Below are 8,954 nucleotides of genomic sequence, written 5' to 3' on the forward strand. Positions count from 1 at the left end.
CGAAAAGATAAAGCAGGTGGAAGACAACTGGCAGAAGCCTTGGTTCGGGATAAAGGGTGGGGGACTTCCGCAAAATATCGAGGGAAGAACCTACAACGGAGTAAATTCCTTCATGTTGTTTCTACTTTCGGAAAAAGAGCAGTACAGCCTGCCGGTCTATATGACCTTCATGCAAGCCAAAGACAGCGGCCTTAACATACTGAAAGGAGAAAAGTCATTCCCGGTCATTTACTGGAATTTCTCAGTAAGAGACAAGAACGGAAAGAAAATACCTTTCGACGTATATAAGAACCTGGATAAAAACGAGCAGCAGGAATATAAGGTCACGCCGTTTCTGAAGACATACAATGTGTTCAACGTACAGCAGACCAATCTTCAGGAAACGAAACCGGAGAAATGGGAAGCATTGAAGGAGCAATTCAAGATACCGGCCATCAAGGACGAGCAAGGGATGCTCACCGTGCCTCTGATTGATGCGATGGTACGGGAACAGCAATGGATCTGCCCCATTTATTCCAAGGAAGGAAATAGTGCTTACCATGCAAGGGGAGAAGATAACCATATCGTCGTACCCCTGAAGGGGCAGTTTAAGGACGGAGAGAATTTCTACTCCACACTACTTCATGAGATGGCGCACTCGACTGGGGAGCCTGAGCATCTGAACCGGGAAAAAGGCGTAATTTTCGGAGACAAGCAATATGCCAAAGAGGAACTGGTTGCCGAACTCACCTCCGCTACCGTCGGGCAAAGCCTGGGCATATCCACCTATATCCGGGAAGAGAATGCCATGTATCTAAAGAACTGGCTGGGAGCCTTGAAAGAAGATCCCAAATTCATCTATAACATCCTTGCCGATGTAGGCAAAGCCAGTAATATGATTCAGGAACACGCCTCACGGATGGAACAGTACCTCACACCGGAGGAACGGTTTACGCTGGCCGTCCTGCAAGACAACCGTCCGGTATTGGAGCAGATGAAGAATGAAGGTTTTATTCCTTCATCCCGACAATTGGAAAACCTCGCCGCCAACCATCCCACGGCAAGCAACCTTGAAACACTATACGGCACTTTCGGCATTTCGCTGCCTGTCATGGAAGCGGAACCGGCCATGAAAAATACGAATGAGCCACAGCTCGGATTATAAACTTTTAAAAACCATCATTATGTTTACAGGACAAATTATCGGTTATGTCGGTGCGGATGCCCGGCAGAACAAGAACGGAAAAGGATTCAACTTCCATGTATCCACCAAGTACAAGAACGTGAACAACGAGGAACAGACCCTATGGGTATGCTGCTTCGTAAATTACGAGAGTAAGGTCTTTGAGTATCTGAAAAAAGGGACACAGGTATATGTCTGCGGCGATGTGTATGCCGATGTATTCCAGAAGGATGACGGTAGCCACATCCCATCCGTCAGCCTGACCGTCTCACGCATTGAGCTACTGGGAAAGGCTGAGAAAAAAGAGAACGGTGACGGAACGGCAACCGGACAACCCCAATAATTGCAACGGCCATGGAAAGAGAAAAGAAAGACCTGTCATTCATCCTGATCCTGCTATCCACGCTCATCGGGACAGCCGTACTGTTTCAGTGGGCTATCGTTACGGGATTATACGCTCCACTACGTAATCCGGCCATGTGGGAAAGGCTGATGGAAAAGGATGCCCTATTCCGGTTTCTCTACGTCATCCTGATCGGCGGTCTTGCTTTTCTCTTCCCGGTAGGCAAGGTGAAAGACGAAAACAAGAAATGGGTTTACACCAGTATGACATTGGTTTCGGCATCCATGCTGGTTATCGGATTCAGCCGGTTATCAGCGTGGTATAACCTATTTGTGTTTCCTACTGTGTTTGTGGCGTACACGCTGCTTGTCATCAAGACTCTGCCTTATTTCATCCGGCGCCATGCCCAATCCGATGACAGCATTTTCGGGTTAAGCCGGGAAGAATCAGCTTTCTACTTCCGCTTTGAGACCACCTCCGGGCCGTTGGTCATCCATAAGCCGCAGCAGAATGTCTATATTGACGGCGGTCCGGGAAGCGGTAAATCGGAAAGCTGGATCAAGGGAATCATCTACCAGTGCGCCGAGCGCAACTATGCCGGATTCGTGTACGACTGGGAGGGTGATCCCACCAAGGACAAGTCACCCATCCTCTCACGTATCGCCTACGGAAGCATTGAATACTTCCGGGCTAAAGGAGTGGAGACACCCCGTTTCGCCTATATCAATTTCGTGGATATGTCACGCACGGTCAGGGTAAACGTACTCTCTCCGAAATATATGTCAAAGGGCAACGAATCGCTATTCATCCGTAACATCATCATCACGCTGATGAAAAATCTGGAAGCCAGTTGGAAAGAAAAAACAGACTTTTGGGCCAACAATGCCATTAACTACGTCTATTCAATCGCCTACAAATGTTTCAAGGAGAGGGAGCTTGGCATCTGTACGTTGCCCCATGTGATAGCCCTTGCCCTTTCGGACAGCAACCTGGTATTCCATTGGCTGTCGGAAGATCCTGAAATCGCATTGAACATGTCCTCGATGCTGACTGCCTGGAAGTTGGGCGCACAACAGCAGACAGCCGGAGCCGTATCATCCGCACAGACTCCGCTGGTACTCCTGAACAACAAATACATCTTCTGGGTGTTGTCACCACTTCCCGAAGAAGAGTTCTCTTTGGATATAACCAACAAGGAACACCCAACGCTGTTATGCGTAGGCAATGCGCCCACCATCAAGGAGGCCGTATCTCCCGCCATTTCCTGCATCGGCAGCGTACTGATGTCGCAGATGAACAATCCCGGCAAAGCAACCAGCGTATTCATGGTAGATGAATTTCCGACCATCCTGTTACAAGGCATCGACACCTTCATCGGTACCGCCCGAAAACACAATGTCGCCACCATCCTTGCCGTCCAGGACTTCAACCAAGCGGTCAGGGACTATGGAGAGAAGAGTGCCAACATCCTGAAAGCCTCTTGCGGAACACAAGCCTACGGCATGACCGGAAACGAGAAGACGGCCAAGGACATTGAGAACCTGCTTGGCGAGAAAAAAGAGGCACAGGAATCCTATTCCCACCAGACAAGTGGAAGCGGCAGCGTAACGGAAAGCCTGCAAAAAGAAAAGGTCTTAAAGGCAAGGGACATTGCCGGGCAAGCAGCCGGGCACTTCATCGGCAAGATTGCCGGAGGCAAGCCGCCATTCTTCAACGTGCAGATGGATATGTGCCGTTTTGAAGAGAAGGAGATACCCCGTTTCTCCTTGCCGGTCAGACTAGGCAACGGCAAAGAAGAGATGGAACTGGAAATCCTGGAAGAGATTATCCAGCAGAACTACATTAAAATCATTGAAGATGTCAACGCTATCCTTAAAAAGATAGAGGACAAATTAAAAGAAAAGTCAGCAGTTCCGGCAGCCGGGACACATAAGACAGAACAAAAAATCATCCGATAACATTCAACAAAAGAATCCTACCATGAGAAAAATCCATTCATTATTAGTGGCAGCCTGCTTATTGGCGGCTTCATGCAACAGAGAGGAAATCCAACCGGAAACAGACAAAGCCGGTATGTATCACATCACCGTAGCCGTAACCGGCACCTCACCCAAAGGCAGTGTACATATATATAATCTTGACGGCGTGAAATTCAGGAACGAACGCACCGGCACCTCCGCATTTTCCGTAGATGAGACCTTCACCGATAAAGTGGAATACAGTACGGAAAAGCCGGTCAGCCAAATTACCGTGCAAGGCATCCTCTATTCAAAAGAGAACGCAACCATCACCCTGCAAATAAAGAAAGACGGTGAAAGCGTGTTCAACCAGAGTAAACAGTTAGAGGCCGTTCCCGGTATAGACACTACTGTTGATTTGGTTTACAGTACCATAAAATAAAAAGCAACCATATTCAAAAATCAGGTATTTTCTCTTTTACACTTGAACGGATTTTATTATCTTTGTGAAAGATAATCTTTCTCACTTATAATATAAAACTAACACAGATGAAGTTCAACCAATTTATAGACAGACAGGATTCTTTGAAGAGATTGCGCAATGCTCTTTTAAGAACAACACCCCAGTTTCTTGTCATATACGGCAGAAGACGTATCGGTAAATCCACGCTCATTAAAGAGATCATGCAAGACAAGGATGTATATTTTCTGAGTGACCAAACGAATGAGGCCAACCAACGAGCCTTGTTTGCCAAAGCTATCGCCTACAGCATACCTCGATTTGATAAGGTCGTTTATCCTGATTGGGAAACACTACTATTGGAACTAAACGACAGGCTATCTGAACGTATAACCGTTTGTCTGGACGAATTTCCTTATATGGTTAAAAGTTGTGCTTCATTACCTTCTGTTATCCAGAAGTTGCTTAATGGAAAGACGCTCAAATATGACCTGATTATTTGCGGATCATCGCAACAACTCATGCAAGGATATGTATTGGACAAAAGAGAGCCTCTATACGGATTGGCAGATGAAATTATCAAACTGCCTCCAATTCCTGTGTCCTACATCGGCCAAGCTTTAAATGTAAACACAATTGCCGCAGTAGAAGAATATTCCATCTGGGGTGGCATTCCTCGTTACTGGGAGTTACGTGCAGATTATCCAGATATGGACACTGCCATACGGGAATTGGCTTTAGATACCAAAGGCATATTGGCCGAAGAACCGCAACGACTTCTTCGGGACGATTTACGAGATACAATACAAACCTCCACCATCCTTTCCATCATCGGAAATGGGGTCAACCGCATAACTGAAATTGCATCAAGAGCGGGAAAAGAAGCAACTCAGATATCCGAGCCTCTGAGTAAACTACGAGAATTAGGTTATATAAGACGTGAGATACCTTTCGGCGAAAGTGAGAAAAAGAGTAAAAAAGGTATCTATCGCATCAATGACAATATGTTACAGTTCTATTATCGTTTCATCGCTCCACACCGTTCTATCTTGGAATTAAGGCGTATCGATACCGTCATGCACCTCATTAACGCACAATTTACCCAACATGTAGGTGACTGTTGGGAGCATCTTTGCCGACAATATATAAGTGGCAACGAGATTGACGGTATTGTCTATAATATCGCCTCCAGATGGTGGGGAAAAATATTTCCTGAAGGCAACAAAGAGGGGACAATGATAGAATTGGATGTTGTTGCAGAATCATTCGACAAGAAACATATACTCATTGGAGAATGTAAATGGACGAACAAAGAAGATGCTCAACGATTAGCCCGGACTCTATCAGAAAAAGCTGCCCATCTTCCGTTTATCAAAGACGGTCAAGAAGTACATCTCGTCCTTTTTCTAAAGCAAGAACCAGAACATCAGGAATCAATCCGGTACTTTCTTCCAGAAGATATTATAGAAACCATCTAACCATCAATCGTATGAAAGTCGATTTCAATCAGATAAAAACAACCATTTCTCTGCCCGATTTCCTGCTGGAGCTGGGATGGAAAATCGTGGAAGGCTCTTCCAACTCCTGTCCCAAAATGAGCAACGGAACGCATACCATCGTCATCAAGCGGAACTCGCAGAACCAATATACTTATTGGGACGTGCATAGCGACAGCGTGCGTGGCCGCAGTATCATGGATCTGATGCAGGAACATCTATTTGAAACAACCGGAAAAATGCCGACCTTGCGCGAGGTGGGGGAGATCCTTCAGAACTACATCAACACCAACCGCATCACGACACCCGAAAAAAGCCGATATGAAGTAGGTAACACAAGCATGAGAGCGGACGAACTTCAATTCTACTTGAGCCAGCTACAACCCTACAAGGGCAATTATCTCCAAAAAAGAGGTATCCTGAAAGAAAGCATTGAAAGCCGGTTCTTCAAAGACACTTTATTTATTCGTGAGGTAAAGAACAAAGGGAGTGTTTACCGCAACGTGTGCATCAAGATGTACAATGAAAACGGTGTGCAAGCCATTTCTCAACGAAATGAAACATTCAAAGGGATTATCGGTGGCAAGTTCGACTGTCTGGCAACCAGCAACCATGACAAAAGCCGCCCGATAGACATCCTCTACATCGGGGAGTCATTTATAGACTGTATCTCCCACTATCAATTACGCCATTCCGGGAGCGACCTCAATCTTGTATATGTATCTACGGAAGGGACATTCACGGAAGGACAAATGAGGCTATTACGCCTGATTCTTGACAAGAACCAGGTAAAGGAGCTCCGGAGCATCTTTGACAACGACAAACAAGGGCACAAGTACACCCTATGGCTGCATCGTTACTTTCATGGCGATACGACTGATGTCGAGAGCCTGAGTAACGATGAACTCCGCAACAAGGTACGGGAACTGAAGAACGTCGAACTTTCGGAAAACAAGGATTGGAACGATGATCTGAAAATCTCGTGTGGCATCTGTTCCTCCACGGAGGACGGCCAGTAACCTCATAGATTTGCTCCATCACATAATACGACAACCTATAAAATCAGATCAATATGAATATCAAGCATTTATTTTTTTGTATGCTGCTCATTACCTTTTCCTCATGCAGCAAACCCGGCTATGAGAAGGCCATTGCGGAATGGGTTCAGACAGATTCTCACGGCACCTGGACGGATTTAAAGTTCGAACTACTGGAAGTGTTGGAAACAGAAGACGTCACCGTATCGGACAGCCTGCGCTACCTGAACAACAAAAGCGCACAATTATCCGCTGTCATACAGAAAGCGGAAAGCCCCCGTGCCTTATTCAAACCGTCCTTTTCCGCCTATATGGAAGCCGAAAAAAGCCTGAAAGCAACGGATGCCATGAAAGCCATGTACCTGCACCGTGACAGTACGGAAGTTATCGGCAAGATATTAAAATGCAGGTATGCCATCGTCCAGCCACACTCAGGGGTGCAGCAGAAAAAGACGGCTTCTTTCCTATTGTCTCCCGACATGGAAAAATGTATCGGCAAACTAAAGCCGGCAAGCAAATAATCCGAGCGTAACGATGTGTAGCGACAACGTTTTTTGGGGTTCTTTTTTGGGCGTATTCCAAAAAAGAACTCCCACACATTTAGATGTGTGGGCTATTCATTACACTACCATCCTTTCCCTTATCAATGGTATATTATCCCGTACCAAATTCAGAATCCGGTCATGATAGGCTGATAATTGGTTAGACTTTCCACGACACTGGCACACCTCCATCCTGCTAAGTGAAAACTCCACCGTTTCCATGCGCCTTCCATCCACCGTTGCCGACATTATCAACGAATCTTCTCTCTTATAATAGGCGTTGCTGAATACACAATGATGCAACAACTTTCCCTCTTTGTAAAAGTCCGAAAGGCTTTCCAATACCCGAACCATAATATTTCCATCCGCAAACGAAAGATTAAAGAAACGTGATTTGGCAGCAATATAGTCTTTTTCATCCTTTTCAGAATATTTCTTCTTACATTTCCCCATCACCCAATCATGCGCTTCTTCTACATTCAACGGACACAAATAATGAGGATTTCTCGCATCCAATTTATTTTCTATCAGCATATCCACATAGTCCAGCCACAAGTCCGCATCATGTATCACATAGTCATGTCTTAAACAGATTTTTACATACGTCCAATACTTATCCATACCGTATTTTCTCTCTAAAAATCTCAAGAACAAATTCATTTGCCCTGCCTTATATAATATCTCCATCCGATTATCAGTTAATAATGTCATAAAGAAGGAACTCGGACAAATATCATAAAAGACACCCTTAAATCCATTCCTCGTAAGTTCGGGTATCACTTTCATTCTCGGATAGATAACTGCCGGACAAATATCATAAATACGGTCATGATGCACATTCCGCTTACGCAATTCCAAAGAACTTCCATATATCCATGCATCGTAATAAAATATAGACATGCCCCGCAGCAAAGACAGCGTTTCTGTCTTGCCCTCTTTATTCATCCAACACTGTACCGCCTCAATTATAAAGTAATTAGCCGGAGACCCTTTTTTCAGTCGGCAGTCCACCATAAAAAAACGGATAACTTGATATTGCTTGTATGTAGTAATCACACAAAAATATTCTTTATATATAGCCGTCCTTTTCCTGCTATTCTCCAATTTCAGATTCATACCGCAATGAGGACATTTACAGTTTTTCTTATCTTCCTTATCCCGCCATGTATGCCCACAATCCAAACAAAAGCAATTCCCCTTTGCATCACGCTTGAAATAATGCACAAAGCAATGTTTATAGGCATAACGCTTTTGGGCCTCTGAAACGGGAGCTAACTTCCTGCTCCCATTCACGATTTCCATTTGTAATTTTGTCTTGGGTTTCATATCAAAAAAGAGTTAACTGGGTTTGTACTTCGGTGTTGTTCTCACGTTTGGCTTGTTGACGCTTCTTCAACTTTGCCAATTCTTCCTCCTGCAATTTTTTGATAGCAGCCTCACGAGCCGCTTTCTTTTCTTCCTCTGACAATTCAACATGATGATTTACGACTACATTACATTTCAATGGGCTACCCACCTCAATATTATCTTCCTGATAATAGTGCAACGCCATACCAAAAATTTCATCATCACTAAAACCACAGCAACCGCTTTTCTTCACTTGGTTTAAAATATAGGTAATGCAATTATCTATATTCTTTGTAGGTTTTTGATAGACTGGAGCAAACAGACTATCCACCGCTGCCATATTATCAAGGTATGCCTTGATGGTACTTTTAAATTGTTCTGACACTTTCATAGTATATCATTTTTAGATTTCATTTCACAATAAGCCAATTTCACGAGAAACAAGGAGAATAGGCAAATAAGAGCCAACAACGTAACCGACACAACCTTTATCGGACTTAGCGTTATTACCGCTCCGACAAACATAGCCACTGCACAAAGAGCGATGATGACCGAAAAAACAAATTGAATGATTTGCATATACTTCTGTTAATTAGTTTGTTAAACTTC

General features: G+C 44.5%; 9 protein-coding genes. 7 read left to right on the forward strand and 2 right to left on the reverse strand.

The genetic code is table 11. The features are described from left to right. From BSCG_RS01665 to BSCG_RS01635, 7 genes are all read left to right on the forward strand, one after another. Nucleotides 1-1,144 (forward strand): ArdC family protein (locus BSCG_RS01665; RefSeq protein ID WP_032849858.1); only part of this gene is annotated, 1,144 nt, incomplete at its 5' end. Continuing rightward, a complete protein-coding gene (locus BSCG_RS01660) occupies nt 1,122-1,505 on the forward strand; it encodes a single-stranded DNA-binding protein (protein WP_008771429.1) in 384 nt (127 codons plus the stop codon). The genes BSCG_RS01665 and BSCG_RS01660, both read left to right, overlap by 23 nt. An 11-nt stretch (nt 1,506-1,516) precedes the next feature. Next, nucleotides 1,517-3,463, forward strand: a complete 1,947-nt coding sequence (locus BSCG_RS01655; protein ID WP_008771430.1) for a type IV secretory system conjugative DNA transfer family protein — start codon at nt 1,517-1,519, stop codon at nt 3,461-3,463. 22 nt (nt 3,464-3,485) lie between these two features. Further along, a complete protein-coding gene (locus BSCG_RS01650) occupies nt 3,486-3,905 on the forward strand; it encodes a hypothetical protein (RefSeq protein ID WP_008771431.1) in 420 nt (139 codons plus the stop codon). Between the two features lie 107 nt (nt 3,906-4,012). Beyond that, entirely contained in the window at nt 4,013-5,401 is a 1,389-nt protein-coding gene (locus BSCG_RS01645) for an ATP-binding protein (protein WP_008771432.1), read from the forward strand. 11 nt (nt 5,402-5,412) lie between these two features. Then, nucleotides 5,413-6,438, forward strand: a complete 1,026-nt coding sequence (locus BSCG_RS01640) for a toprim domain-containing protein (protein WP_008771433.1) — start codon at nt 5,413-5,415, stop codon at nt 6,436-6,438. A gap of 53 nt (nt 6,439-6,491) precedes the next feature. After that, complete coding sequence (locus BSCG_RS01635) at nt 6,492-6,977, forward strand: hypothetical protein (RefSeq protein ID WP_008771434.1); 486 nt, start codon at nt 6,492-6,494, stop codon at nt 6,975-6,977. 99 nt (nt 6,978-7,076) lie between these two features. Here the strand turns inward: BSCG_RS01635 and BSCG_RS01630 are convergent, their stop codons facing one another. Both BSCG_RS01630 and BSCG_RS01625 read right to left on the reverse strand, forming a co-directional pair. After that, complete coding sequence (locus BSCG_RS01630) at nt 7,077-8,324, reverse strand: PcfJ domain-containing protein (protein ID WP_008771435.1); 1,248 nt, start codon at nt 8,322-8,324, stop codon at nt 7,077-7,079. 1 nt (nt 8,325) lies between these two features. Next, complete coding sequence (locus BSCG_RS01625) at nt 8,326-8,736, reverse strand: PcfK-like family protein (RefSeq protein WP_005868911.1); 411 nt, start codon at nt 8,734-8,736, stop codon at nt 8,326-8,328. Nucleotides 8,737-8,954: the final 218 nt, after the last annotated feature.

It is taken from the genome of Bacteroides sp. 2_2_4 (assembly GCF_000157055.1).
Lineage (GTDB): Bacteria > Bacteroidota > Bacteroidia > Bacteroidales > Bacteroidaceae > Bacteroides > Bacteroides ovatus.